Here is a 25,219-nt window from a genome sequence, read left to right on the forward strand (position 1 = left end):
ACGATGACCAACCCCCGCTTCCTGCAAATCCATACGCTGACCCCCTACGCCGCCGCGCTCCTCAACCGCGACGATGCCGGGGCCGCCAAGCGGCTGCCCTTCGGCGGCAGCATCCGCACCCGCATTTCCAGCCAATGCCTGAAGCGCCACTGGCGGCGCGCCGACCATGAATGGGAGCTGAAGAGCTTCGACCCAGGCCTGTCGCTGCGTTCGCGCCGCATTTTCAGCGAGCGTGTCGCCCTGCCGCTGATCGGCGAAGGCTTCCCGGCCGAGCAGGTGGTCGCCGTGGTCGGCGCCATCCAGGCGCTTCTGCTGGGCGAGAGCCCCAAGGCGAAGAAGGAGAAGAAGGGCAAGGCTGCCGCCGGGACCGACGCCGAGGCCGACCCCGCCACCCTCGTTGAGGCGCTGGAGACCAAGCAGGTCATCGTGCTGGGCGAGCCGGAGGTGGCCTATCTGCGGGAGGCCGCCCGCACCCTGCTGCGCGACCCGGCGGCGGAGGCCGACCCGGTCCGCGCGGTGACCGATTGGGCGAAGGCCGGCAAGGCCAACCTCGCGGCGCTGAACAAGGGCGCCGGAATCGACGCTGCCCTGTTCGGCCGCATGGTGACCTCCGATCATCTGGCGCGCTGCGATGCGGCGATCCACGTCGCCCACGCCTTCACCGTCCATGCCCAGGAGTTGGAGAACGACTATTTCTCCGCCGTCGACGATCTGGCGCAGGAAAGCGGCGAGACCGGCAGCGGCCACATCAACACGACCGAACTGACCAGCGGCCTGTTCTACGGCTATGTCGCCATCGACGTGCCGCTGCTGGTCTCCAACCTGGGTCATGACACGGCGCTGGCCGGACAAGTGGTCGAACGGCTGATCCACACGGTGGCCACCGTATCGCCGGGGGCGAAGCTGGGATCGACCGCGCCGCACTCCTGGTCCGTTCTGGTGCTGGCGGAGATGGGCGGCCGGACGCCGCGCAGTCTCGCCAACGCCTTCCTCAATCCGGTACCCCTGCGCGGCGGCGATGTGGCGGCGGCGGCGGTGGAGCGGCTGACCACGCATGTCGCGGCGCTCGACGCCATGTATGGTGCGGGAGACGAGCGGCGGGTCGCCTCGATCCTCGACGGCAGCGAGGCGCTGGGCACGCGCCTGCCTCTTGGCGACCTCGCCGGCTGGGCCGCCGGCAGCGTGGCGGCGAACGGGAGGGCGGAATGACCGCTTCCCCGTCCGGGGGGGAGGCGCACGTCATCCTCCTTCTCGACGCACCACTGATGGCGTTCGGCGTTCCGCAGGTCGATGAGATCGGGCGGACCGGCCAGTTCCCCGGCCGCTCGCAGATTGCCGGGCTGATCGGCAACGCGCTGGGCTGGACTCATAGTGACACCCGCCTGCTGCAAGGGCTGCAAGCGCGTCTGTCGATTGCCGGTGTCCTGCTGCGGGAGGGGGAGGCGGTGCGCGATTACCAAACGGTCGACCTCGGCCAACCCTTTCTGGACGGAGCCGGCTGGACAACGCGCGGCGTCCCGGAACAGCGCGAAGGCGGATCCGCCGCGACCGGAACCCACATCCGCCAGCGCTGGTATCGCGCCGACGCCGTGGTGTTGGTCGCGGTCGGGCTGCTTCCGGCAGGCGGGGAGGACGGTCAGCCCGACATCGCCGCGGTCGCAAGGGCGCTGGAGTCCCCGGCCCGTCCGCTGTTCATCGGCCGCAAGAACTGCCTGCCGTCGCTGCCGCCCTTCGCCGGCACGGTGACCTCCGCCGATCCGCTCGCCGCCCTGGCGGAAGGGATGCGGTTGCCCCCGGTTGCGGCCCGGCGGCTGGAGATCGCAGGCAGAAGCCGCGGCGAGGATGCGCTGCTGACCGAATGGCCGGCCCGGCTTCCCGTTCCGGCGAGCCTGCGGACCCCCGCGATGCCGGACGGCTATGACGAGGATGTCGTGTTCGACAGCCGGGATTGGGCAAACCAGCTTCATGGCGGCACGCGACGGGTGCGCCGCCAGCGCCTGACCGGCTGGCCACCTGCCAAGCCGGCTGGCGAGGAGGCCACGCGATGACCACCCCGCTCCACCTCCTGTACCTGCCGCTGTCCAGCCGGCGGATCGCCGCCTTCGCCAAGCGTTACCGCGCGCTGTCGTCCGACCGCGGCTATCTGGTTCATGGCGTCCTGACCGCCGTGTTCGGCGAACAGGCGCCAAAGCCCTTCTCCATCGCCGGGGACACCGGGGAGCGGCTGTCGATCTACGCCTATGCCGACCGGGATCTGGCCGCATTGCGTGACGCGCGCGATCCCTTCGCCCCGCCGGATGTCGACGAACTGATCGACTGGGAGGCCGCGGCAACCAAGCCGATGCCGGCGCTACCGGCCGGGATGCGGCTGACCTTCTCCGTCCGGGTCTGCCCCACTGTGCGGTTGGGCCGGACACCGGCGGGTGGAAAGACATCGGGCGCCGAGATCGACGCATATCTCGCTGCCATCGACAAATGGGAAGCGGCGGATGGTGATCCACAAGCGAAGCCGGTTCGCGACGAGGTCTATCTCGACTGGTTTCGTGCCGCGCTGGACCGCGCCGGCGGAGTCGAGCTGGAAAGCCTGCGCCTCGCCACCTTCCAGCTTGAAGACCTGATGCGCAAGTCCGGGAACCGGGGAGATGCCGGCCGGCCCTCCACCGAACTGCGCCGCCACCCGGCCGCCACCATGGAGGGCGTGCTGCGCGTGACGGAAGCCCAAACATTCGCCCGTCTCCTGGCCCGCGGAGTCGGCCGGCACCGCGCCTTCGGCTTCGGCATGCTGATGCTGCGGAAGGCACCATGCTGAAGGGCCGACTGGGGCTGGAGACGGCGCGGGTTCCCCATGTCGACCGGCATGGCCTGATCGGGCTGGCCCACGGCCGGCTTTATGTGGAGGACGGGACGCTGCGCTTCCGCACCGCAGGAACCGGCGACCTGCCGCCGGGCGACTATGCCCTGCCCTATCAGGGGCTGTCGCTGATCCTGCTCGGTCCCGGCACCACGGTCAGCCACGATGCCCTGCGGTTGGCCGCCCGGCATGGCACCGGATTGCTGGCGGTGGGAGAGGACGGCACCCGCCTCTACGCGTCGCTGCCCGGCGGAGCCGACGACAGCCAGTTGGCCCGCCGGCAGGCGCGGCTGTGGGCTGATGCCGAAGGGTCACGCCTGTTCATCGCCCGCCGGCTTTACGCCTGGAGGCTGGGCGAGGTTCTGCCCCACCGCGACATCGCAGTTCTGCGTGGGATCGAGGGGGAGCGGATGAAGGCGCTCTACCGCCGCCTGGCGGAGGAATTCGGCATCGCGTGGCGCGGCCGGCGCTATGACCGCGCCAATCCACAAGGTGCCGACCTGCCCAACCAAGCGATCAACCACGCCGCTTCGGCGGTCGAGGCCGCAGCGGCCATCGCGGTGGCGGCAACCTCCACCCTGGCGCCGCTGGGCTTCATCCACGAGGATTCGGCAAACGCCTTCACACTGGATATCGCCGACCTGTTCCGGGACGCGGTGACCATCCCCCTCGCCTTCGCCGCCGTCCGCAACGCTGAAAGAGAGCCCAGCCGCAGCATTGAATCCCATGTGCGGAAGCTGGCCGGACGGACGTTCCGCGAGAAGGAGCTGATCCCGTCGATGATCGACCGCATCAAGGAGCTGTTCGCCGATGACCCTGACCGTGGTGGTGACCCGTGACGTTCCCGACCGCTTCCGGGGTTTCCTCGCCTCGGCGATGCTGGAGATCGCACCCGGCGTCTACACCTCTCCCAACCTGACCAAGCCGGTTCGCGAGCGCATCTGGGCTGTGCTGGTCGACTGGCATGGCGTGCTCGAACAGGGCAGTGTGGTGATGACGTGGCGTGACCGCGGAAGCGCCGGCAATCAGGTGATCCGGACCTTGGGCTGCCCGCCCGTGACCCTGGTCGAACATGACGGCATCGTGCTGGCCAAGCGTGGGTTGCATGGCGGAGAGGGGACAGACGCCTTCTGCACGATATGACCGTGATCGGCGTGCGTCCGGCGGCCATCTGGTTGATTGAGCGATCGGGGCGAAATACTGCCATCTTTTGGCAGCATTCCCTCCTCTTCCTGTGCAACTCGATCTGACGGAGAGCGTTCCATCCCGTATCCGAGATGACATGGGGAGTGATTGCTGCCATTATGCTCGTATAGCGTGATCTGATTGCAAGCCAGTGCACGCGAGATTCTTTTATGTTGTGAATGCTGTCAGTAGCTTAACAGGCAGAGGCTCCCCTACGCCCGTAGGGATGGACCCCGGATCTGATGCCGTCACCGTCAATGGTACCCGGCTCCCCTACGCCCGTAGGGATGGACCCGACCTCGCTCCCGACCTCCCATGCCTCAACCGGGCTCCCCTACGCCCGTAGGGATGGACCCGGTCGCTCGGTCGCTAAGCGATCTGGCGTCCGGGCTCCCCTACGCCCGTAGGGATGGACCCCGGTCCAAGGCGCTCGCCGACAACACCTCGAAGGCTCCCCTACGCCCGTAGGGATGGACCCTGAAGGCCGCCCACACCGCCATCGCCGAGATGGGCTCCCCTACGCCCGTAGGGATGGACCCCCGATGCGGCCGTTAACCGCACGCGGAAAGTGGGCTCCCCTACGCCCGTAGGGATGGACCTTGAAGTGCTGTACGCCGGCCAATACTTCCAAGGGCTCCCCTACGCCCGTAGGGATGGACCCGGCATCTGGGAAATCACCGCCGTCACCGATGCGGCTCCCCTACGCCCGTAGGGATGGACCCGGCTATCGCGGCCTGGGCGGCGGGGGCAATGGGGCTCCCCTACGCCCGTAGGGATGGACCCTCGCCGGCGGCCTCGCGCTCCTCGAAATCGCGGGCTCCCCTACGCCCGTAGGGATGGACCCAAGTGGCTCAGCCAGACCATGCACATCATCAAGGCTCCCCTACGCCCGTAGGGATGGACCCGTGTCAATCGAGGCCTTTTACCCGCAAGGCGCGGCTCCCCTACGCCCGTAGGGATGGACCCCCCTCGTAGGTCGTGACGTTCTCCTTGCGCCGGGCTCCCCTACGCCCGTAGGGATGGACCCTCCGAAATGGGGCGGCGCGGGGCCGCCCCGTCGGCTCCCCTACGCCCGTAGGGATGGACCCTGGTCCGCGAAGGATCTGGACGACGGGAACGAGGCTCCCCTACGCCCGTAGGGATGGACCCTCGCCGAGCTTCTCGCCGAGTTGGAAGCGGCTGGCTCCCCTACGCCCGTAGGGATGGACCCCCGGATCGGACGAACACGGCATCATCGTGGTCGGCTCCCCTACGCCCGTAGGGATGGACCTTTCAGACTGGCCTTGTGCGGGTCGTACGAGCAGGCTCCCCTACGCCCGTAGGGATGGACCTTTGAGGGCCGTCCCTACATCGACCAGCTTCGCGGCTCCCCTACGCCCGTAGGGATGGACCCTGGTTCAGCCGCTCGCCCCAGGTGTTGACGTTGGCTCCCCTACGCCCGTAGGGATGGACCCGGCTCCCACCGCGCCGCCTCCGCCTCAACCCGGGCTCCCCTACGCCCGTAGGGATGGACCCCACGGCCGGCCAGAAAGCCGCCGACCCGGTCGGGCTCCCCTACGCCCGTAGGGATGGACCCGTGACGGTGTAGGCGCTGGATTTGGCGAGTGTGGCTCCCCTACGCCCGTAGGGATGGACCCCTCGGGACAGCCGGCTCCTCGGCGTAGGTGACGGCTCCCCTACGCCCGTAGGGATGGACCCGGAACCGGCGCATCGAACACAGCGACGGGCACGGCTCCCCTACGCCCGTAGGGATGGACCCTGGAGGGATGGCGCCGGTGGTGTCGGCAAAATGGCTCCCCTACGCCCGTAGGGATGGACCCGCAGATGGATACATAGAGTGCGGTCTTTTTGAGGCTCCCCTACGCCCGTAGGGATGGACCCAGCAGCACGGGCGCTTGGTGCCGCTTCACCGGGGCTCCCCTACGCCCGTAGGGATGGACCCTACAGCCAGGGCCGTGAGGACGGGTGGAACCCGGCTCCCCTACGCCCGTAGGGATGGACCCGCGCCGCCCAGGCGGAGCGCGACCGGCTGGCAGGCTCCCCTACGCCCGTAGGGATGGACCCAACTATGCGCTTCCACTGACCGTCGCCAGCACGGCTCCCCTACGCCCGTAGGGATGGACCCTCGACGCCGGCCAGCGGCACCGCATTGAGGGCGGGCTCCCCTACGCCCGTAGGGATGGACCCATCGCCTACGCTCCTGACGGGACAATTACTGCGGCTCCCCTACGCCCGTAGGGATGGACCCTACGGGACCATCTTCGACCTGGGCGGCGGCTCGGCTCCCCTACGCCGTAGGGATGGACCCACGTTGATGGCCCACACCGTCGGCACCGGCAAGTCTCCCTTGCGCCCGCAAGGATGCTCCATGTTTTCCCAACAATCCTAAACCGTAGTGACTGCATCAACGCTCAAAGATCGAAGATGTGCGACTCGCACACATATGCTTGAAACAGCCCTGATTAATCCCGCCTCGTCTTGGGATGGAGCACCACCTCGACAGGTTGCAAGAGCGAACAGGACGCAAGCCAGCGTCCTGCATCGGGGCTCCCCTGAAATCGGCCGCAGGGTTGCAGATCGTCGCACCGGGGAACCCTCGGCAGGCGGCGGCGGTTGGAGGAGGCGACAGAACGCCACTCACAGCTTGTGCGAAAGGCCGACCATGACCAAGCCCCAGCGTCCCGAGTCGGGCCGTGACACGCCCACCACGCCCAGCGCGGAGGCCAACCGGATGCGCGCGGACATCGACCGCGGGTTGACCGGCGACAAGGTCCCGGCCACCGACCCCGCCGCCGCACCGCTCGGCACCGACGACGAGGCCGCCGGCACCACCCCGCCGCACGGCATCTCACGCGATCCGGTGGTTCCCCCGAACCAGCGCATGCCGTCGGGACAGAAGAAGGGCTGGGATACGCTGGACACCTGATCGCCACCGCCGGCTATCGCCGCATAGCCGAAAGCCCGGCCGGGACATCTCCCGGCCGGGCTTTCCGTTGGTCGCCCTGGCCTGCCTGGGCTCGACAATCCTGGGCTCTGAAATTCCGGGCTCAGAAATAGCGCTCCGGCACGCGGACCACGTCGTCCGGCATCACGGAGGTGGTGATCGGCGCCCGGCGGATTTCCTTCTTGGGATCGGCGCCGCGGGTGATCAGGACGTAATCCTCCTTGGCGCGATAGGTGTAGCCGCCGGCCATCGCCACCGCCGACAGGGCGGTCATGCCGTTGACATACTGGTACTGGCCGGGGTTGCGCACTTCGCCCAGGATGAAGAAGGGACGGTGGTTCAGCACCTCGACGCTGACCTTCGGGTCCTTCACATAGCCGGCGGACAGGCGGGTGGAGATCTCCTTTTCCAGATCGCGGGTGCTGCGGTCCTTGGCCGAGACCTCGCCGATCAGCGGCATGGCGACCTTGCCCGTGCCGTCGACGCGGAACTCGCCGGACAGTTGCTCCTCGCCGAAGACGATGACGCGCAGCGCGTCGCCGGCACCCAGACGGTATTCGCTGATCTGGCCGACATTGGCGGTTTCCAACGGCGCGTCGTTGCCGGCGCAGCCGACCATGGCGACAGCGAGCGCGGTCAATCCGATCCCCTGGCCCAGCGCACGGATCACTTGACGTCGATTCATCCCTAAACCCTTTCCCTGGCTGGTGGGTGCCTGCCGCAGCGCCCGGTCCGGCACGATGGTACGGCTTCGAGAACCCGTCCCATTCGCCGGTCGCCTTGCGGCGGCGCCCTTTGGTCACGCACCTGAATTCGGGTGGAGACTAGCAACTCGCAAGCGCTTGGGAAAAAGTGGAGAGGAATTACCGCCTTCGGATCTCTCCAGTACATCGCCCACGACAACAAAAACAGGCATAAGAAAAGGGCGCCCGTCATAGGACGGACGCCCTGTACTGTTCAGCGAAACCTTTAGGCCCTTCGGCCGGACTTGCCCGGTCGGCGGGCCTAGAACCGCCGGATTACATCTGCGCGCCGAGACGCAGGTAGATCAGGTTGTCGCTGTATTCGGCGGCGCTCACGTTGGAGCTGCGCTTTTCATAGGTGTAGCCGCCGGTCATGAACAGGTAGCGGTTCATCTGGTAGGTGCCGCCGACGCCGGCCGTATAGACCTTGTCGTTGCGGTCGTTACCGTTGAAGTCGTCCTGACGGTACTGCAGGCGGCCGTTCAGCACCAGGGTGCGCAGCAGTTCGTGGTCCACGCCCAGGGCGAGGACGGTGCGGGTGTAGCTGGACGCGGTGCCGAATCCCGGGCTGGCCGTGGTCTCGCGCACCTGACGGCTGGCGGTGGCGCTGACGGCGGTCAGCTGCGTGACCGCCCAGTTCAGGCGGCCGCCGAAGGACAGGCCGCTGAAGTCCTCCAGCCGCGAATCCTTGTAGTTGCGGACCATGTAGCCGGCAAAGACCTCGCCGGTGATCAGCCCGGTCAGGTCGGTGGCGAGACCGCCGACCACCTCGTAGCCGTCCGAGTCGCGGTCGAGGCCGAAGGCGTCGCGGTCGTTCTTGTGACGGGTCCAGGAATAGGTGCCCTGGACGAAGGCCTCGTAGCCTTCGATGAACTCGTAGCCGACGCGGCCGACCGTGCCGTATTCCCAGCGGTCGCGGTCTTCCTGGCGCGCGATGCCGCCGCCGATCAGGCCGACATCGTCATACTCGCTGTACTGGGCGGAGCCGGACAGGCGGGCGCGCAGGCGGTTGAAGCGCTGGGTGTAGCCGGCCTCGCCGCCGCTGGTGCGGTAGACCACCGGCTCCGAATAGCCCGACAGGCTGTTGATGTCGCCGCGGCCCTCGTGGTTGCGGCGATGGAACAGCTGGCCGTCCAGCGCACCGCCCTTGTTCACGTCGAACCGGCCGGCCGCCTGCAGGGCGTAGTCGGTATAGTTCTCGCTGGAATTTTCGCGGTAGCGGCCGGCATCGGCGGAGGCCGAAAAGTTCAGCGCGTGGGCCGCGAAGTCGGACTTGATGTCGATTCGCGGACGGACGGTCCAGATGATGTCGTCTTCGTGGTCGTCGCGGGTGGCGTAGACGTTGGTGTCGTAGGTGGCGCCCGCTTCCACCCGCGGCAGGAACAGGAAGGAGCCCGCGCGCAGGCCGAGCTGCTCGACCTCCGGCCGGCGACGCTCCAGCACGGTTTCGCCACGCTGCAGGTCATCCTGGGCGGCGGCGGGAAGCGACGTCAGCCCGGTCGACGCGAGAGCGAGGGCGAGAAGGGAAAGGGTGCTGGTCTTCATGGAGTCACCGCGCTTGGCTGGGTTCGGTCGGCTCACTGGGCCGGGATTCCGGCTCCTTCGTGGGAGCGCCCGGCAACCGGCCCTTTTCGGGACCGGATGCGGACACATCCTCGGCAAAGACACAACAAGGCGTGCTTGCCATGCAACAGTGAAGCCAGCGCCACTCCGCTTTTGCATCGTCCTGTGGTGTGGCCGCAACAAAAGCTCGCAGTCGGCAGAGAACAGCCTCGGCAATGACCCTCTTGATTCCGCCGCGTTTTTCAAATGGTCCTAAGATGAAGGTCATAGCCGGCGGCGGAAGGACTGATCATACCGGGGGGCGCCTGTTTGGAACCGCCCGGCCGACATCGGGTTGTTCATGGCGATTCCTGATCAGGAAAGGTAAGTCATGACACGCCGACTCGACACCCCGCCCCCGCCGCGTCCCACCAAACGCCCGCCCGACGCCACCACGCCGCCCTACACGCCGGGCGGCGTGACGCCCCCGACGGGCGAGGGCGCGGAAAGCCCCGACGAGAAGACCGCTCCGCCCGACAGCTATCCGCCCAAGCGGAAACCCTGAGAAAGAGAAGCCTCGAAAAAGACGAGCGCCTGACAAGGATAGGCCGCAGGCACGGACAGCCCCGGCAGCGACCTGTTTCGGGATCGCAACCGCCGGAACTTGCGGCGTCATTGACGCATGGCTTCCCTTCGGACTCTTGGGCCTTCTTTTGTTGCTCGCATCATGACGGCTGCATCGCTGTGGCTCTATGACGCATCCGCGAAGGTTGCTCTGCGGTCATTGTCTTCCCTACGCTTTCCATGAGGAACGCATAATGGACGCACCGGATGGCGACAGGCGGCAAACGCCGCGCCATCCCTGCCCACGCAGCCGGGAGCGGCGGTCCGTGCCCGCCCCAGCCTTCGCCCCGGACCGAAGGCGGGCGCGAACCACGGGCCCGTTGCCATGGACGACTTCGGACGACTGCCTCCCGACGACTACCAGTTGGCCGGCCAGGTTCACCACCGCCTCCGGCGTGCGCACCAACGCGCCTCGGCCATCTTCATCGATCTGATCGGCGATTCGCTGCTGACGCCCACCCAATGGGCGGCGCTGGCCACCCTGTATGCCGAGGGTGCGCTGTCGCAGAACCAACTCGGTCGGCTGACCTATATGGACCCGGCGACCACCCAGGGCGTGATCCTGCGGCTGGTGGAGCGCAATCTGGTCGAACGCCACCCCGATACGCAGGACCGCCGCCGCACCAGCGTCAGCCTGACGCGGATCGGGCAGGCGCTGGTCATCGACCTGATGGCGAATGCCGCCGCCGCCCACGAACGCACGCTGGAACCTCTGTCCGAGGAGGAAAGGGTGCAGTTCATGGCGCTGCTGGCCCGGCTGATGTGACAAGGGGCGGCGGCCGCCGAACTGCGAATCGGGCATGGACGCGGGAAAACACCCGATCAGTCGGTGACTTTTGCGCGGGGTTTGCTATGAACGCGGTGTGTTGCGTCGCACCGCGACCCGGACACGCCGCTGGTCTCTCATGAACCGGGGTCCCCGCAGGATGAAGCACCGCCACCCGACCGCCTCGCCGCTGGCGAAGCCCCTTCTCCCGGCCGCCCTGCTCGCCGCCGTGTCCTTTACAACCATCGCCTCCACGCTGGCGGGCATCGGCCTGACGGCCGCTCCCGCGGCGGCGCAGTCGGCGAAAGAGCCGGTGTCGTTCTCCGGCGCGCCGGTGCGGGTGGGCGAGATCAACAGCTACACCGGCCTGCCCGCCTTCACCATCCCCTACCGCCAGGGCTGGCAGCTGGCGCTGGAGGAGATCAACGCCCAGGGCGGCGTGATCGGCTGCTGCGAATTGCAGGTCGTTTCCCGCGACGACGCCGGCAAACCCGACGACGCGGTGCGCGTCGCGCAGGAGTTGGTGACGAACGAGGCGGTGGACGTGCTGGCCGGCACCTATTTCTCCCACATCGGGCTGGCCGTCGCCGATTTCGCCGCGCGCAACAAGATGCCCTTCGTCGCGGCGGAACCGCTGACCGACGCCATCACCTGGTCGAAGGGCAACCGCTACACCTTCCGCCTGCGCCCCAGCACCTACATGCAGGCGGCGATGCTGGTGGAGGAGGCGGCGAAGCTGCCGGCCAAGCGCTGGGCCACCGTCGCCCCCAATTACGAATACGGCCAGTCGGCGGTGGCGTGGTTCAAGCAGCTGCTGAAGGAAAAGCGCCCGGACGTGGAATTCGTGGCGGAGCAGTGGCCGGCCCAGGGCAAGCTGGAGGCCGGCCCGACCGTGCAGGCGCTGGCCGCCGCCAATCCGGAGGCGATCTTCAACGTCACCTTCGGCGCCGACCTCGCCAAGCTGGTGCGCGAGGGCGAAGGCCGCGGCCTGTTCCGCAACCGCAAGGTCGTCAGCCTGCTGACCGGCGAGCCGGAATATCTGGAGCCGATGAAGGACGAGGCGCCGGAAGGCTGGATCGTCACCGGCTATCCCTGGGACCAGATCGACACTCCCGCCCACAAGGCCTTCGTCGCAGCCTATACCGCGCGGTTCAAGGAGTCGCCCAAGGCGGGCTCCATCGTCGGCTACATCACCATGAAGGCGGTCGCCGCCGCCATCACCAAGGCCAAGTCGGCCAATGCGGAGCCGATCGTCGATGCGCTGTCCGGCCTGACCATCGACAGCCCGGTCGGCCCGGTGACCTTCCGCGCGTCCGACCATCAGGCGACGATGGGGGCCTATGTCGGCACCACCACGGTGAAGGACGGCCGCGGCACCATGAAGGACTGGCGCTACGCCGACGGCGCCAACTACCTGCCGCCGGACGACGTCGTGCGCAAGATGCGGCCGGCGGAGTAAAGCTGCAGGCTTTGAGTGCCCCCCACCTTTGATTGCCCCCTCCCTAACCCTCCCCCACCTTCGGTGGGAGAGGGGACTGCCGCCGCCCGGCAACTGACTCCCTCTCCCTCGAAGAGGGGGAGGGTTGGGGAGGGGGCAAGAGTCCGCACCGAAACGACCCCTCCATGTCCTTCCTCCTCGTCCAGGCCCTCAGCGGGCTCGCGACCGCGGCGACGCTGTTCCTGGTGTCGTCGGGGCTGACCATCGTGTTCGGCGTGACGCGGATCGTGAATTTCGCGCACGGCTCCTTCTACATGGTCGGCGCCTATGCCGGCTGGTCGCTGATCGAGCGGTTCGGCGGTACGCCCGCCGGTTTCTGGGGCTCGGTCGCCGCCGCCGCGCTGATGATGGGCGTTCTCGGCGCCGCGATGGAAATCGGGCTGCTGCGTCGGCTCTACCGCTCGCCGGAGCTGTTCCAGCTGCTGGGCACCTTCGGCGTCGTGCTGGTGGTGCAGGATTTGACCGCCTGGGCCTGGGGACCGGAGGATCTGCTGGGCCGCCGCGCTCCCGGATTGAAGGGCTCGGTCGACATCCTGGACCAGCCCTTCCCGCTCTACGATCTCGTGCTGATCGGTCTCGGGCCTCTGGTGCTGGGGCTGCTGTGGCTGCTGTTCAACCGCACCCGCTGGGGCACGCTGGTGCGCGCGGCGACGCAGGATCGCGAGATGACAAGCGCGCTCGGCGTCGATCCGGCGCGGCTGTTCACCGGGGTGCTGTTCCTGGGCTGCGCCCTGGCCGGGCTGGGTGGCGCCCTGCAGGTCCCGCGCGAGGCGGTGACCCTGCATATGGACATGGCCATCGTGGTGGAGGCATTCGTCGTCGTCGTGGTCGGCGGCATGGGCAGCCTGACCGGCGCCTTCCTCGCCTCCCTGCTGATCGGGCAATTGCAGGCCTTCGGCATCCTGGTCTTCCCGCAGATCACGCTGGTGATCGTCTTCCTGTTCATGGCGGTGGTGCTGGTGCTGCGCCCGCATGGCCTGCTCGGCCGGGCGGATGAGGCGCCGCCGACCGCACCCGCCGCGGTGACCGTGCCGCTGTCGGCCGGTCCCCATGCCGGAGCTTGGGCACTGGCCCTGCTGGCGGTTCTGGCCGCCGCACCGCTGGTCGCCGGTGACTACGCGCTGATCCTGCTGACCGAAGTGGTGATCCTCGCCCTGTTCGCCGCCAGCCTGCATCTGCTGATCGGGCTGGGCGGGCTGGTGTCCTTCGGCCATGCGGCGTGGTTCGGGCTGGGCGCCTATGGATCGGCCCTGCTGGTCAAGCATTTGGGCGCGCCGATGCCGTTGGCGCTGGCCGGTGCGCCGCTGCTGGCCGGGCTGGGGGCTCTGGTGGCGGGCTGGTTCTGCGTGCGGCGGTCGGGGCTCTATTTCGCCATGCTGACGCTGGCCTTCGCCCAGATCGTCTGGTCGATCGCGTTCCAATGGTATGCGGTGACCGGCGGCGACAACGGCATCCTCGGCGTCTGGCCGTCGGCTTGGGCGGCGGGCAAGGCCGCCTATTACTGGCTGACGCTGGGCTTGAGCGGCGGGGCGCTGTGGCTACTGCGCCGGGCGGCCTTCGCCCCCTTCGGCTATGCGTTGCGGGCCGGCCGCGACTCGGGACTTCGCGCCGAGTCGGTGGGCATCGACGTGCGCCGCTTCCAATGGATGGCCTTCGTGCTGGCCGGCACCGCGGCGGGACTGGCCGGTGGGCTCTACGCCTTCGCCAAGGGCAGCGTCTTTCCCACCCTGCTGGCGGTGCCGCAGTCGGTCGATGCGCTGGTGATGGTGCTGATGGGCGGCATCCAGACCGTCGCCGGACCGCTGGCCGGTGCGGTGGCCTTCCACCTGCTTGAGGCCAAGGTGATGAGCATGACCGACTGGTGGCGGCTGGCGTTGGGCCTGATCATCGTCGCGCTGGTGCTTGTCTTCCCCAAGGGGATCGTCGGCTTCCTGTCCGGCTTCAGGAGGCGGAGATGAGCGAGCTGGTGGTGCGTGACCTGCAGCGCTCCTTCGGCGGGGTGCAGGCGGTGGGCGGCGTGTCCTTCACCCTGCGCTCCGGCAACCTGCTGGCACTGATCGGCCCCAACGGTGCCGGCAAGAGCACCTGCTTCAACCTGCTGAACGGCCAGCTGCGCCCCGACTCGGGCTCGGTCAAGCTGGACGGGATGGAACTGGTCGGGCTGCCGCCGCGGCGCATCTGGGCGCTGGGGGTCGGGCGGACCTTCCAGATCACCGCGACCTTCGCCTCGATGACGGTGGCGGAGAATGTGCAGATGGTGCTGCTGTCGCGCGCCCGCCGGCTGTTCGGCCTGTGGCGCCCGGCCGCCGCCCAGTTCCGCGAACCGGCGCTGGCCCTGCTGGAGCGGGTCGGCATGGGTTCCCAAGCCGACCGACCCTGCGGCGTGCTGGCCTATGGCGACGTGAAGCGGGTCGAACTGGCGATGGCGCTGGCCAGCGAGCCCACCGTCCTGCTGATGGACGAGCCGACCGCCGGCATGGCGCCTGCCGAACGGCTCGCCCTGATGGCGCTGACGGCGGAATTGGTGCGCGAGCGCGGCCTCGCCGTGCTGTTCACCGAACATGACATGGACGCCGTCTTCGGCCACGCCACCCGCGTTCTGGTGCTCGACCGTGGCCGGCTGATCGCCGAAGGCTCGCCGGATCAGGTGCGCGCGAACCCTCGCGTGCAATCCGTCTATCTGGGAGGCGAGGCATGAGCGAACCCCTGCTGACGGTGGACGGCCTGCAGGCCTGGTACGGCCGCGCCCATATCCTCGACGGCATCGCGCTGACGGTCGGCCGTGGCGAGGTGGTGGCGCTGATGGGCCGCAACGGCGCCGGCAAAACCACCACGCTGAAGGCGATCATGGGGCTGGTGGAGCGCCGCGCCGCAAGCCTGCGCTTCGACGGACGCGACCTGTCCGCCCTGCCCGCCCACCGCATCGCCCGGCTCGGCGTCGGCTATGTGCCGGAGGACCGCCGCATCTTTGCCGACCTGACGGTGGAGGAAAACCTGGAGGTCGGCCGCCAGCCGCCCCGCCCCGGCGCTCCCACCTGGACGCCGGAGAAGCTGTTCGCCCTGTTCCCCAACCTCGCGGAGATGCGCGGCCGCCGCGGCACCCGGATGAGTGGCGGCGAGCAGCAGATGCTGACGCTCGCCCGCACGCTGATGGGCAACCCGTCGCTGCTTCTGCTCGACGAACCGTCGGAAGGGCTGGCGCCGCTGATCGTGAAGCAGATGGCCGACGCGGTGCGGCGCCTGAAGGCGGAGGGGCTGTCGGTGTTGCTGTCCGAACAAAGCCTGTCCTTCGCCTCCGCCGTTGCCGACCGCGCCTGCGTCATAGAAACTGGCCGCCTGCGCTGGACCGGCACGATGGCGGAGTTGCTGAAGGACGACGGGGTGAGGGCGGCGTATCTGGCCGTGTGACCGCCCCCTCCCCCGCTCCTTACTGCCCGGCGACGCTGAGATCCATCACCGACTTCGGGTCCAGCGCCTTGTCGACCTGCCCTTCCGACTGCCAGAACTTCACCTGGTTGACGATGTCGTCCACCAGCAGGCGGGCCTGCGGGTCGACATAGGGCAGGCCGGCAGCGACGATTTCCGGCTTCTGCTTGGTGGCGTCGGCGATAATGGTCAGCAGCTCGTCATAGCCGGGACCCTTCACCAGATTGCCCGAGGCGTCCTTGCCGTTGAAGGCGGCGTGGTATTCGACCAGCGCCGTCTTGTAGGCGCGGACGAACTTCTCCACCAGCGGGCGGCGGTCCTTCATCGTCTTCGGCGCGGTGAAGAGGGCTCCCAGCTGCCAGGGCGTCTCGTCGCCGACCCAGCCCAGGATTTTGCCGGCACCGTCGGCCACCAGCTGCCGCGACACGGTGGACGGCGCGATGACGGCGTCGACCTGCCCACCCTTGAAGGCCGCGACCATCTTCGGCACGTCCTGCAGCGGCACCATGGTCACGTCCTTGACCGTGAAGCCGTGCTTCTGCGCCAGCAGCCCGATCATGTAGTGGAAAGTCGAGCCGACGGTGGTGATGGCGACCCGCTTGCCCTTCAGGTCGGCCGGCGCCTTCAGCCCGGCGTCATAGGCGGCGTTCGTCGCCACATAGGCGCTGAGCGGGAAGCCCGGCTCGTCGCGGCTCTGCGCGGCGATGATGGTGACCGCCCCCTTGGAGGCGAGGTTGTAGAAGCCGGCGGTCAGGCCGGTCACGCCGAAATCGGCATCGCCCGAGGTCACCGCGACCGGCACCTGCTGGGCCGAGGTGAACATCTTCAGCTCGACGTCCAACCCTTCCTTCTCGAAATAGCCCTTGGCCTTGGCGATGAAGATCGGCCCGGAGGAGGACAGCGCCAGCACGCCGACCGTCGCCTTCTCCAGCGGCTGCGCCAGCGCGGCGGACATCATGGTACCGGCGGCGAAAGCCGCGCCGGCAGTGGCGATCACGGCGCGCCGGGTGAGGCGGGCCACGGTCTTGGCGGCGGTCATGGACGCAAATCCTCCCGATGGATGGTTCAGGTTTCTTGGAATGAGACGGTCAGCGCCAGTTCAGCAGGCGCCGTTCGAGCTGCGACAGCACGGTGCCGATGGCGAGCCCCAGCAGCGACAGCACCAGCACGCCGGCCAGCAGCGTGTCGGTCTGCATCAGGTTGCCGGCCATCAGGACGAAGGCGCCGATGCCGTATTCCGCGCCGATCATCTCCGCCGCCACCACCAGGATCAACGCGATGGAGGCGGTGATGCGGAAGCCGGCCAGGATGCCAGGGAGGGCGCCCGGCAGGACGATGGAGCGCAGGATCGACCGCCAGGGTAGGCCGAAGCTCTGCGCCATGCGGATCAGGTTGCGCGGCACCTGGTCGATGGCGCTGTAGGTGGCGATGACGGTGGGGAAGAAGACGCCGAAGCCGATGGTGGCGAATTTCGACGGCTCGCCGATGCCGAACCACAGGATGAACAGCGGCAGAAGTGCAATTTTCGGGATCGGGAAGAAGGCCGACACCAGCGGCACGCCGACCGCGCGGGCAGTGGAGAAGATGCCCATGGCGAAGCCCACCAGCATGCCGCCTGCCGTGCCCAGCACCCAACCGACGGCGATGCGCGCCAGCGACGCCTTCAGGTTCAGCCACAACGATCCGTCCGAAACCATGCCGGCCAACGCCAGTCCGACCGCACTCGGCGGCGGCAGGAACAGCGGGCTGGCGAGGCCGAGACGGCTCGCCCCCTCCCAAACCGCGATCAGCACGGCGAAGGCCGCCAGCGCCGCCCAGGGATGGCGTTTCACAGTGAAGCCGCCGCCGCGGAAGCGGACGGGCTGGCCCAATGCAGGCGTGGTCGGAACGGCAGTCGGGTTCAGGCTGTCAGGCACGGGCGATCTCCCGGTCGGCCATCTGGGCTTCGGCCTTCATCAGGTGCCACAGGCGGTCGCGCACTTCGGCCAGATGGGCCTGGGCCGACGGCTCCTGCCGGCGCTCCCGCGGCTCGTCGATGGTGACCAGTTCGCGGATGCGGCCGGGGCGGCGGCTCAGCACGCAGACACGGTCGGCCAGCCGCAACGCCTCGTCCAGATTGTGGGTGACGTAGAGGGCGGTGGTCTTCTCCCGCCGCCACAGATCCAGGAAATCGTCCATCAGCAGCTCGCGCGTCTGGGCGTCCAGCGCCGACAGCGGCTCGTCCAGCAGAAGCATGGCCGGGCGCACAGCCAGCGCGCGGGCGATGCCGACCCGCTGACGCATGCCGCCGGACAGCTGCTTGGGCAAAGCCTTACGGAACTCCGACAGCCCCATGCGCCGCAGGCCGTCGTCGATGCGCTCGCGCCGCTCGGCGGTGGAGAGCGGGTGATGCTCCAGCACCAGGGCAATGTTGTCTTCCACATTGCGCCAGGGCAGCAGGGCGAAATCCTGGAAGATGAAGGTGATGGGGTTCAGGCAACCGTCCGGCACCTCCCCCTCCACCCGGATGCTGCCGGAGGTCGGGGCGACGATGCCGCCGGCAATGCCGAGCAGCGTCGACTTTCCGCAGCCGCTGGGGCCGATCACGGCCAGGATTTCACCTTCCGCCAGAGTCAGGTCGATGCCGTCCAGGACGGTCAGATCGTCATAGCGGTGGGTCAGATCGGAAACGAGAAGCCTCATCGCGCCCTTTTATGCCTGCACCATTGTCGGTGGGGTCCGACTGTTCGTTGGGCCTGCCACTATAGCGCGGCGTTCCGGCGGCGGAGAGGAGAAAGGCACCCCGCATCCCAGCCATACGGCAGTATGGCAGTGGCCGGAAGCCGTCAAGGCGCTGTCGGCTTCGCGACAGTGAGTCGTCAGGCGATGCCGCTGACCGGGCCGCTGCCGGCTGGCAGGTCGAGTACCCGCAACGCCGCGGCACAGCGGCCGACCGCGGCCTCCGCCAGCGCATGGCGCTCGCCGAGCCCCGCCTCGTCCACCTCGTCGGGTGTCATCGCCTGCAACAGGACGCGCAAGGTGCGGACATAGGTGCGCAGGAGAGTGGCCTCTTCCGCATGGTCACCCAGCAGGCCGGCTTGGCCCGCCTTGCGCAAAGCCGCCAGTTCGCCGTCCAGCGACACCGCGGCCATTTCGATGGCCAGAAGCGCCCGCGTCAGGCGGACATGCTTGAGAACGACGATGTCGGCCATGCCCACCTCCCCTGCCAGCCGGAATGGCGGAAAGAAAGCAATGGCCGTGCCAGCGGGGTTGCGCAGGGCCGGTCAGCGCCGCCGCATCGACGGATGCCAGGCCGTCGTCGCCCGTTCCAGCAACGCCAAGCCGCCATACAGGCCGGAACCGGTCAGCGCCGCCACGGCGATGGTGGCCCAGACGATGTCGAGGTTCATCCGTGCCACCTCGGTGGAGATGCGGAAACCCATGCCGACCACCGGCGTGCCGAAGAACTCCGCCACGATGGCGCCGATCAGGGCCAGGGTGGAGTTGATCTTCAAGCCGTTGAACAGGAAGGGAAGCGCGTTCGGCAGACGCAGCTTGACCAGCGTCCGGCCATAGCCGGCGCCGTAGGAGCGCATCAGGTCGAGCTGGATGCGTTCCGAGTTGCCAAGGCCCGCCAGCGTGTTGATCATCATCGGGAAGAAGGTCATGACGACGATCACCGCCGCCTTCGACTGCCAGTCGAACCCGAACCACATGACCATGATCGGCGCGATACCGACCACCGGAATGGCACTGGCGAGATTGCCGAGCGGCAGAAGCCCGCGGGCAAGAAAGGGCAGGCGGTCGGCAAGGATTGCCACCAGGAACCCCGCGCCGCAGCCCATGACATAGCCGCGCAAAACGGAAGTCAGCACGGTCTGACGGAAATCGTCCCACAGCACCGGCGCATGGGCGGCCAGCGCCGAGGCGATGCGGCTTGGCGGCGGCAACAGGATGGCCGGCACCTGGAAGCCGCGGACAAGAACCTCCCACCCCACCAGCAGGCCAAGCCCGAACAGGCCGGGGACGACGACCGAGCGGGTCCAGCCCGGCACCCCGGCCAGCACCCCCATCACCCGCCACAGCAGCAGTGTCGCCGCGACCAGGAACAGCCACAGCCCCCAGCCGGCCGACAAGTCCACCCCTTCGTTCAGCAGATGCAGCGGCAGCAACCAAGCCAACGCCACGCCACCCAATTCCACCCAGGCGCCCCAGACCCGTTTCGGCGCGGACCGGCCGGCGACGACCGCCAGCACCACCCCGATCAGGAACAGCGGCGCCAACGTCCCGCCCATCATCCCGCCGAACCAGCCGACAGGGGCACCGCCCAGCGCGCCCACCGGCAGGGCGAGTGCGGCCAGTGTCAATACGGCTATGGCGACCAGCCCCCAATCGGCAACCGTGCGCAGGCTGGTGCGGTAGGGATCCGCGGAGAGAGTGCTCATCGCACCCCCGCCCGGCCCAGCAGGACCAGCTCAAGCCCGCGCACCACGGCGATCAGCGCCACCGACAGCAGCGAGGCCATGATCAGCGCCGCCCAGATCTGCACGGTCTGGCCGTAGTAGGACCCCGACAGCAGCCGCGCTCCCAGCCCGGCCTGCCCGCCGGTCGGCAGCTCGCCCACTATGGCGCCGACCACGCTGATGGCGACCGACACCTTGAGGCTGGCGAACAGGAACGGCATGGAAGCCGGAAGCCGCAGCGACCAGAAGGCGCGCATTCCGCTGGCCGAATAGGTCCGCATGAGGTCGAGCCACAGCGGATCGGCCGACCGCAGCCCCTTCACCATGCCGACCGTGATCGGGAAGAAGCAGAGATACATGCAGATGACCGCCTTCGGCAGCAGCCCGGTCAGCCCGATGTTGCCGAGGATGACGACGATCATCGGCGCGATGGCCAGGATCGGGATGGTCTGCGATGCGATCACCCAGGGCAGCAGGCTGGCCTCCAGCGTCCGGGTATAGACGATGCCGGCGGCCAGCAGGATGCCCAGCGCCAACCCCATCGCCAGCCCGGTCAGCGCCGCTTCCGCCGTCACCCAGGTGTGGAACAGCAGATTGCGCGGGCTGGTCGGCGCGTAGCCGGTCAGGGAGTTCCACAGCTCCGCCACCACCTGATCGGGGGTGGGCAGGATCGGCCGCTTCATCGCATAGGCCTGGGCCAGCACGTCTGCGAATTCGGCAGGCTTGCCAGCGCGGGTCAGCGTCTCTGCCGCCTGCGGCCAGTTCAGCCACGCTGCCCCGACGTACCAAGCCGCCAGCAACAGCAGCGTCATCACCGTCACGGGAAGCGCACGCTTAATCATCGTAGCTGTGCCCTTCCTTCAGCCCCTCTCGCACACGGTGGGCGATGGCGGCGAACTCGGGCGATTCGCGGATATCCAGCGTGCGCTCACGCGGCAGGCTGTTGCAGTCGATTACGTCCAGGATGCGCCCCGGCCGCGGGCTCATCACCACGATGCGGGTGGACAGGAACACCGCCTCGGCGATCGAATGGGTGACGAAGACGCAGGTCTTCCCGGTCGCCCGCCACAGCTGGGTCAGGTGCAGGTTCAGATGGTCGCGGGTTATCTCGTCCAGCGCGCCGAACGGCTCGTCCATCAAAAGCAGGTCGGGCTGCAACGCCAGCGCGCGCGCGATGGAGACGCGCTGCTGCATCCCGCCGGACAGCTGCCAGGGGAACTTGCGCTCGAAGCCGACCAAGCCGACGCGTTCCAACTGCTCTCGGGCGCGCTGCTGCCGGTCGGCCTTGGGCAGCCCCATGATTTCCAGCGGCAGCATCACGTTGCGCTCCACCGTGCGCCACGGGTACAGCGCCGGGGCCTGGAAGACATAGCCGTAGAGCCGCTTCAGCCGCGCCTGCTCCGGCGTCATGCCTTCGATGGCGATATGGCCGGAGGTCGGCCGCTCCAGATCGGCGATCACGCGCAGCAACGTGGTCTTGCCGCAGCCGCTGGGACCGATCAGCGAGACGAAGTCACTTTTGGCGATGGTCAGGTCGACCTCGCTCAATGCCATGACCGGCTTGTCGGCGGTGGGATAGACCAGCGACAGCTTGCGCGCCTCCACCACCACAGGCGCGACGGACTTTTCCGAGCCTTGCCGGAAAGCGGCTTTCTCCTGGGCATCAAGCGGATTTGGGAAGGTCACGGACGACGATCCTTCGCGGCAGGTCAGGCTGAGCGGGTCGGTCTGGAAACGCCTACGTGCACGCTACCACCGCCCCGGTTGCAGCACCAGCAGCGCAGAACCGAGCGCGGCCAAGGCGGCAGAGCCGCACCGCAACCTGACGGCAAGTTCGCCAAGGATCCGCGATTGGCATGCGATTGCATGCTCTTTATTCTCGCGCCACCGGACGCGCGCCATGCGCAGCCGGCAACCGAGAGGAGGTGACGCGAGTGAGAAAATTCCTGAAGTGGCTCGGCCGCTTCTGGTTCAAGCTGAAGTTCGAGTTCGAAGCGGGCTTCAACAGGGACCAGGATCGGTAAAGCCAGAGGTGGCGGGATCGGGAAACCGGTCCCGCCATTCAGGAAAGCAGCTCGCGTCACCTCCTGCCCCTGAGAGTACCATGACCCCCGCCATTTTCAAGGCGGCGGCGAGCGGCAACCCCGCCCTCGGCACGCACCGCGGGTATACAGCCGATCCGGGCGACACGCGAAAGAACTGGACGGCCGACATGCCGCCGGAACAGGATCACGCCCCTTTCCTTGCTCCGATCCAGCAGATATGCCAGCCGCCAAGCCACCGCCCAGCCTGGAAATCACCCGCGAGGACGGCGCGGCCGGTGCCGTCTTCGTGGCGAGACCGGTGCTGACACCGGTGATCCGCACACGCTATCTGCTGATCGCCGGCCTGCTGGCGACGGGCTTCGTCGCAGGGGCCGGACTGGCGCCGGAGCAGTTGTCCGACATGCTGCAGTGGCTGGCCGTCTTCTGTGCGGCACCGGTTCTGCTGCTGTGGGTGGTGACGCTGACGGAGACGGTGCAGCGCCGGGCGGTGCGGCTGGGCGTGACGGCGCGCGGCCTGACGGTGGACGGCGCCCGCATCCACCCGCACGAGACGATCCGGGATCTGGCGCTCTACCCCATGGTCGGCGGCAAGCCGCTGTTCGTCGCCTGGATCGATCCGGCGCACGATTACGGGCACAAGGCGGAATTGAAGCTGGTCGGCGGCGACGTGGCGCCCAACGACGCCGTCAGGGCGGAACTGAAGGCCGCCGGCAGCCGCAACGTGCGGCTGGTCATGCACCGGCGCGGCGGACGCAAGGCCATCGTCCTGGTGCGCGGGCTGACCCTGTCGGGCGGGCAGACCCTGCTGGCCGCCCTGGCGGCGGAGCTTCGCGCTCACAGCCGCTAGGGCACCAGTGGGGAACGTCAGGAAAACGCCAGGGATCAGCGGCGCGGGATGGCCGGCGGCTCCGGCAGATCCTCTTCCAGGATGACGACGTTCAGGGCATAGGAGATCTCGCCCTCGTCCTCGTCACGGTTCAGCGTGCCGAAGAATTCGCCATCCACCGTCACCTCGGCCGACTGGCCGGCCTTCGCCGGCGGCTCGATCACGATCTTCTGATTGCCCAGCGTCTTGCGCAGGTACATCTGCACGCGGGCGATTTCGGTGTCGGACATCCGGACGGCGGACGGCTTTGCGGGCGGCATGGCGAACCTCGTTGTCTGCGAAGGAGCGTCATATAGGCGGCTTCGCGGCGAAGGGAAAGCGATACCTCGCGCCAGCGGCGAGCTTGTTCGGCGAGTTGTATCAGGACCCGCAACGCCGCCGAGGCACGGGGCAGTCCTCCGCGCGGGGTAATGCGGCCATCGCCCGACGCCCCGAAAGAGCGGGGTCCCGGAGCGGCGGAAAAGGCTATGCTCCCGGCGGCGGTACGCAGCCCGGCGGGCGGCGGCACGAATGGTCGCGCCCTGCGGGAGGCCGCCGCGAAGACGGAGGACGGAACGCCTTGACCATGATTGCCCGGCCGCGCAGCGCCGCATTCCCCACCACCCGGCCATGGAGACGGACCCTTGCGGGGACCGTCCTCACCGCGGCGCTGCTGGCTGCCCTGCCCTTCGGCGGCGCGGTGGCCGACACGGAAAAGCGGGTGGCGCTGGTCATCGACAACGGACGCTACAGCGGGCTCGACAGCCGGTCGGAACAGGCCGCCGCCAATGCGGGGACGATGGTGTCCGCGCTGCGCAAAGCCGGCTTTGCAGTAACGCGGGCCGACAATGTCGGGCGGGTGGCGATGGAATCGGCGCTGGAACGCTTCCGCGAGGCGCTGTCCGGCGCCGACCTGGGCTTCGTCTACTACACCGGCCTCGCCGTCGAGCTCGGGGAGCGGGAATATCTGCTGCCCGCGGACGCCGCGCCTGCGGGGGCGGAGGATTTGCCGCGCACTGCACTGGACCTCGACACGGTGCTGGGCGACCTGCGGGACAGCGGGCGCAAGGCGGTGGTGGTGATCGATCCGGGCACCGCCGACGCGCTGGCCCAGCGGGTCGGCGGCGGCGCGTTGGGAACGCCGATGGAAGCGGACGGCCTTTTCGTCGTCTATGCCCACCGCCCCGGAGTGCCGCCGGTGCCGGCTCAATCGGCCAGGGGGGCGGCCCCCTTCACCGCCGCGCTGGCCCGCGAGATGGTCAAGCCCGGCGTCACCTTCCGCGATTCGCTGGCCGAGGTGGCGCGCTCCGTCGCAGAACGCAGCGAAGGGCGCCAGCTGCCCTGGCTGCAGGACCGGCTGGGCGCCACGCTGGTCCTGGTGCCGGCCCTCGCCGCGGCACCGAAGCCGCCGGCCGCCCCCTCCCCCGACATGCAGCCGCAGGACCCGTCCACCCAGGCGAAAAGGGAACCGCCGCCAAAGGAGCCGCCACCGGTGGTGACCAGCCCCAGCCTGCCACCGGGTGAGTATGAGATGGCCAAGTCCGGCGTGCTGTTCGACCGTCCGGCGGTGGGTGCCCGCGGCGTTGCGCAGCTGCCGGCCGGCACCGTGGTGACGGTGCTGGAGGCGGTGCCGGAAGGCAGTTGGCTGCGCGTGCGGGATTCGGCCGGGCGAAACGGCTACGTCACCGCCGGGACCCTCGCCGCCCGCTGGGCCGACCCGTCGCCGCTGGCCGCCCGTTCCCGCGGGACCGTGGAGGCCGGCCCCTCCTTCGGCGATCCGGCCGCCGAGCCGCCGGCCACCGGCAGTTCCGACCCGATCCGGACGGAAGAGACGCGCAGCTTCCCCACTCCCCCGCCCGGTACCGCAGCCGCGGAACCCGATGGCCCGGCCGTGGCGGCGCAGCAGCAGGCGATGCGCGCGCTGGGCGATGCCCGCACGGCGGCGGAGCGGGCGCGCAGCCGGCCCGACAGCCGCTTTTGGAGCTATGGCTTCTCGGCCGGCGACCGCTATGAGGGGACATGGGCGCAGCCGTCATCGGGATCGGGTCTAGGGCGGCCAATCCGCCAAGGGGCGGGCGTCTATCACTTCGCCAACGGACAAACCTATGAGGGTGAATGGTCCGGCGACCTGATGTCCGGCTACGGCGTGATGACCTTCACCGACGGCAGCCGCTTCGCCGGGCGTTTCAGCAACGGCCAGCCGGACGGGCCGGGCGTGTTCCAGTACGCCAACGGCGGACAGAGCGCCGGGATGTGGCGCGGCTCCGTCCGCCTCGATCAGTGACCAT

General features: G+C 68.5%; 24 protein-coding genes and 1 CRISPR repeat array. Of the genes, 14 read left to right on the forward strand and 10 right to left on the reverse strand.

Going from position 1 to position 25,219, the window contains the following annotated elements; genetic code table 11:
• Positions 1–3: 3 nt before the first annotated feature.
• From cas7e to FZ983_RS21410, 6 genes are all read left to right on the forward strand, one after another.
• Positions 4–1,209, forward strand: a complete 1,206-nt coding sequence (gene cas7e, locus FZ983_RS21385; protein WP_149225508.1) for a type I-E CRISPR-associated protein Cas7/Cse4/CasC — start codon at positions 4–6, stop codon at positions 1,207–1,209.
• Positions 1,206–2,048: a type I-E CRISPR-associated protein Cas5/CasD gene (gene cas5e, locus FZ983_RS21390; RefSeq protein WP_149225509.1), complete on the forward strand. Its 843-nt coding sequence runs from the start codon at positions 1,206–1,208 to the stop codon at positions 2,046–2,048. Before cas7e ends, cas5e begins: the two co-directional genes overlap by 4 nt.
• Positions 2,045–2,809: a type I-E CRISPR-associated protein Cas6/Cse3/CasE gene (locus FZ983_RS21395; protein WP_149225510.1), complete on the forward strand. Its 765-nt coding sequence runs from the start codon at positions 2,045–2,047 to the stop codon at positions 2,807–2,809. Before cas5e ends, FZ983_RS21395 begins: the two co-directional genes overlap by 4 nt.
• A complete protein-coding gene (cas1e, locus tag FZ983_RS21400) occupies positions 2,803–3,690 on the forward strand; it encodes a type I-E CRISPR-associated endonuclease Cas1e (protein WP_149225511.1) in 888 nt (295 codons plus the stop codon). Before FZ983_RS21395 ends, cas1e begins: the two co-directional genes overlap by 7 nt.
• The gene (gene cas2e, locus FZ983_RS21405) at positions 3,662–3,994 is read left to right on the forward strand and encodes a type I-E CRISPR-associated endoribonuclease Cas2e (protein WP_149225512.1); all 333 of its coding nucleotides are present in this window, start codon (positions 3,662–3,664) and stop codon (positions 3,992–3,994) included. Before cas1e ends, cas2e begins: the two co-directional genes overlap by 29 nt.
• A 247-nt stretch (positions 3,995–4,241) precedes the next feature.
• Positions 4,242–6,345: a CRISPR direct-repeat array (repeat unit 29 nt; unit sequence GGCTCCCCTACGCCCGTAGGGATGGACCC).
• A gap of 353 nt (positions 6,346–6,698) precedes the next feature.
• Complete coding sequence (locus tag FZ983_RS21410) at positions 6,699–6,962, forward strand: hypothetical protein (protein WP_149225513.1); 264 nt, start codon at positions 6,699–6,701, stop codon at positions 6,960–6,962.
• Positions 6,963–7,083: 121 nt separating this feature from the next.
• Here FZ983_RS21410 and FZ983_RS21415 read toward each other — a convergent pair whose 3' ends face one another.
• Positions 7,084–7,665: a polysaccharide biosynthesis/export family protein gene (locus tag FZ983_RS21415; RefSeq protein WP_149225514.1), complete on the reverse strand. Its 582-nt coding sequence runs from the start codon at positions 7,663–7,665 to the stop codon at positions 7,084–7,086.
• Positions 7,666–7,999: 334 nt separating this feature from the next.
• Positions 8,000–9,268, reverse strand: a complete 1,269-nt coding sequence (locus tag FZ983_RS21420) for an outer membrane beta-barrel protein (protein ID WP_149225515.1) — start codon at positions 9,266–9,268, stop codon at positions 8,000–8,002.
• A 388-nt stretch (positions 9,269–9,656) separates the two neighbouring features.
• Between FZ983_RS21420 and FZ983_RS34240 the strand changes: the two genes are divergently transcribed.
• From FZ983_RS34240 to FZ983_RS21445, 6 genes are all read left to right on the forward strand, one after another.
• Complete coding sequence (locus FZ983_RS34240; protein WP_188092443.1) at positions 9,657–9,830, forward strand: hypothetical protein; 174 nt, start codon at positions 9,657–9,659, stop codon at positions 9,828–9,830.
• A 384-nt stretch (positions 9,831–10,214) separates the two neighbouring features.
• Positions 10,215–10,655, forward strand: coding sequence for a MarR family transcriptional regulator (locus FZ983_RS21425; RefSeq protein WP_149225516.1), 441 nt, complete (start codon positions 10,215–10,217; stop codon positions 10,653–10,655).
• A gap of 160 nt (positions 10,656–10,815) precedes the next feature.
• Positions 10,816–12,114, forward strand: a complete 1,299-nt coding sequence (locus FZ983_RS21430) for an ABC transporter substrate-binding protein (RefSeq protein ID WP_149225517.1) — start codon at positions 10,816–10,818, stop codon at positions 12,112–12,114.
• Between the two features lie 164 nt (positions 12,115–12,278).
• Positions 12,279–14,111 carry an ABC transporter permease gene (locus FZ983_RS21435; protein WP_149225518.1) on the forward strand — a complete coding sequence of 611 codons (1,833 nt, stop codon included), beginning with the start codon at positions 12,279–12,281 and terminating at the stop codon, positions 14,109–14,111.
• Positions 14,108–14,851, forward strand: a complete 744-nt coding sequence (locus FZ983_RS21440) for an ABC transporter ATP-binding protein (protein WP_149225519.1) — start codon at positions 14,108–14,110, stop codon at positions 14,849–14,851. Before FZ983_RS21435 ends, FZ983_RS21440 begins: the two co-directional genes overlap by 4 nt.
• Complete coding sequence (locus tag FZ983_RS21445) at positions 14,848–15,561, forward strand: ABC transporter ATP-binding protein (protein WP_149225520.1); 714 nt, start codon at positions 14,848–14,850, stop codon at positions 15,559–15,561. Before FZ983_RS21440 ends, FZ983_RS21445 begins: the two co-directional genes overlap by 4 nt.
• Positions 15,562–15,580: 19 nt before the next feature.
• On the opposite strand, the gene FZ983_RS21450 is transcribed toward FZ983_RS21445, so the two are convergent.
• The 7 genes from FZ983_RS21450 to FZ983_RS21480 all read right to left on the reverse strand — a co-directional run bounded on the left by FZ983_RS21450 (position 15,581) and on the right by FZ983_RS21480 (position 21,707).
• Complete coding sequence (locus FZ983_RS21450) at positions 15,581–16,618, reverse strand: ABC transporter substrate-binding protein (protein WP_149225521.1); 1,038 nt, start codon at positions 16,616–16,618, stop codon at positions 15,581–15,583.
• A 49-nt stretch (positions 16,619–16,667) separates the two neighbouring features.
• Positions 16,668–17,495, reverse strand: a complete 828-nt coding sequence (locus tag FZ983_RS21455) for an ABC transporter permease (protein WP_149225522.1) — start codon at positions 17,493–17,495, stop codon at positions 16,668–16,670.
• Positions 17,488–18,261, reverse strand: a complete 774-nt coding sequence (locus FZ983_RS21460; protein ID WP_149225523.1) for an ABC transporter ATP-binding protein — start codon at positions 18,259–18,261, stop codon at positions 17,488–17,490. The genes FZ983_RS21455 and FZ983_RS21460 overlap by 8 nt, the downstream gene beginning before the upstream one ends.
• Before the next feature lie 176 nt (positions 18,262–18,437).
• A complete protein-coding gene (locus FZ983_RS21465) occupies positions 18,438–18,770 on the reverse strand; it encodes a hypothetical protein (protein WP_149225524.1) in 333 nt (110 codons plus the stop codon).
• A 72-nt stretch (positions 18,771–18,842) separates the two neighbouring features.
• Positions 18,843–20,003, reverse strand: coding sequence for an ABC transporter permease (locus FZ983_RS21470; RefSeq protein WP_149225525.1), 1,161 nt, complete (start codon positions 20,001–20,003; stop codon positions 18,843–18,845).
• Positions 20,000–20,863 carry an ABC transporter permease gene (locus FZ983_RS21475; protein WP_149225526.1) on the reverse strand — a complete coding sequence of 288 codons (864 nt, stop codon included), beginning with the start codon at positions 20,861–20,863 and terminating at the stop codon, positions 20,000–20,002. The genes FZ983_RS21470 and FZ983_RS21475 overlap by 4 nt, the downstream gene beginning before the upstream one ends.
• Positions 20,856–21,707, reverse strand: a complete 852-nt coding sequence (locus tag FZ983_RS21480; protein ID WP_149225527.1) for an ABC transporter ATP-binding protein — start codon at positions 21,705–21,707, stop codon at positions 20,856–20,858. Before FZ983_RS21480 ends, FZ983_RS21475 begins: the two co-directional genes overlap by 8 nt.
• Before the next feature lie 576 nt (positions 21,708–22,283).
• Between FZ983_RS21480 and FZ983_RS21485 the strand changes: the two genes are divergently transcribed.
• A complete protein-coding gene (locus FZ983_RS21485; protein WP_149225528.1) occupies positions 22,284–22,913 on the forward strand; it encodes a hypothetical protein in 630 nt (209 codons plus the stop codon).
• Between the two features lie 35 nt (positions 22,914–22,948).
• On the opposite strand, the gene FZ983_RS21490 is transcribed toward FZ983_RS21485, so the two are convergent.
• Positions 22,949–23,182, reverse strand: coding sequence for a DUF3126 family protein (locus tag FZ983_RS21490; protein WP_044549447.1), 234 nt, complete (start codon positions 23,180–23,182; stop codon positions 22,949–22,951).
• A gap of 335 nt (positions 23,183–23,517) precedes the next feature.
• Here FZ983_RS21490 and FZ983_RS21495 point away from each other — a divergent pair, with 335 nt between their 5' ends.
• Positions 23,518–25,215 (forward strand): caspase family protein, encoded by a 1,698-nt coding sequence (locus FZ983_RS21495; RefSeq protein WP_247883901.1) that lies wholly within the window; start codon positions 23,518–23,520, stop codon positions 25,213–25,215.
• The last annotated feature ends 4 nt before the right edge of the window (positions 25,216–25,219 follow it).

The sequence above is a fragment of the Azospirillum sp. B21 genome (assembly GCF_008364825.1).
Taxonomy (GTDB): domain Bacteria; phylum Pseudomonadota; class Alphaproteobacteria; order Azospirillales; family Azospirillaceae; genus Azospirillum.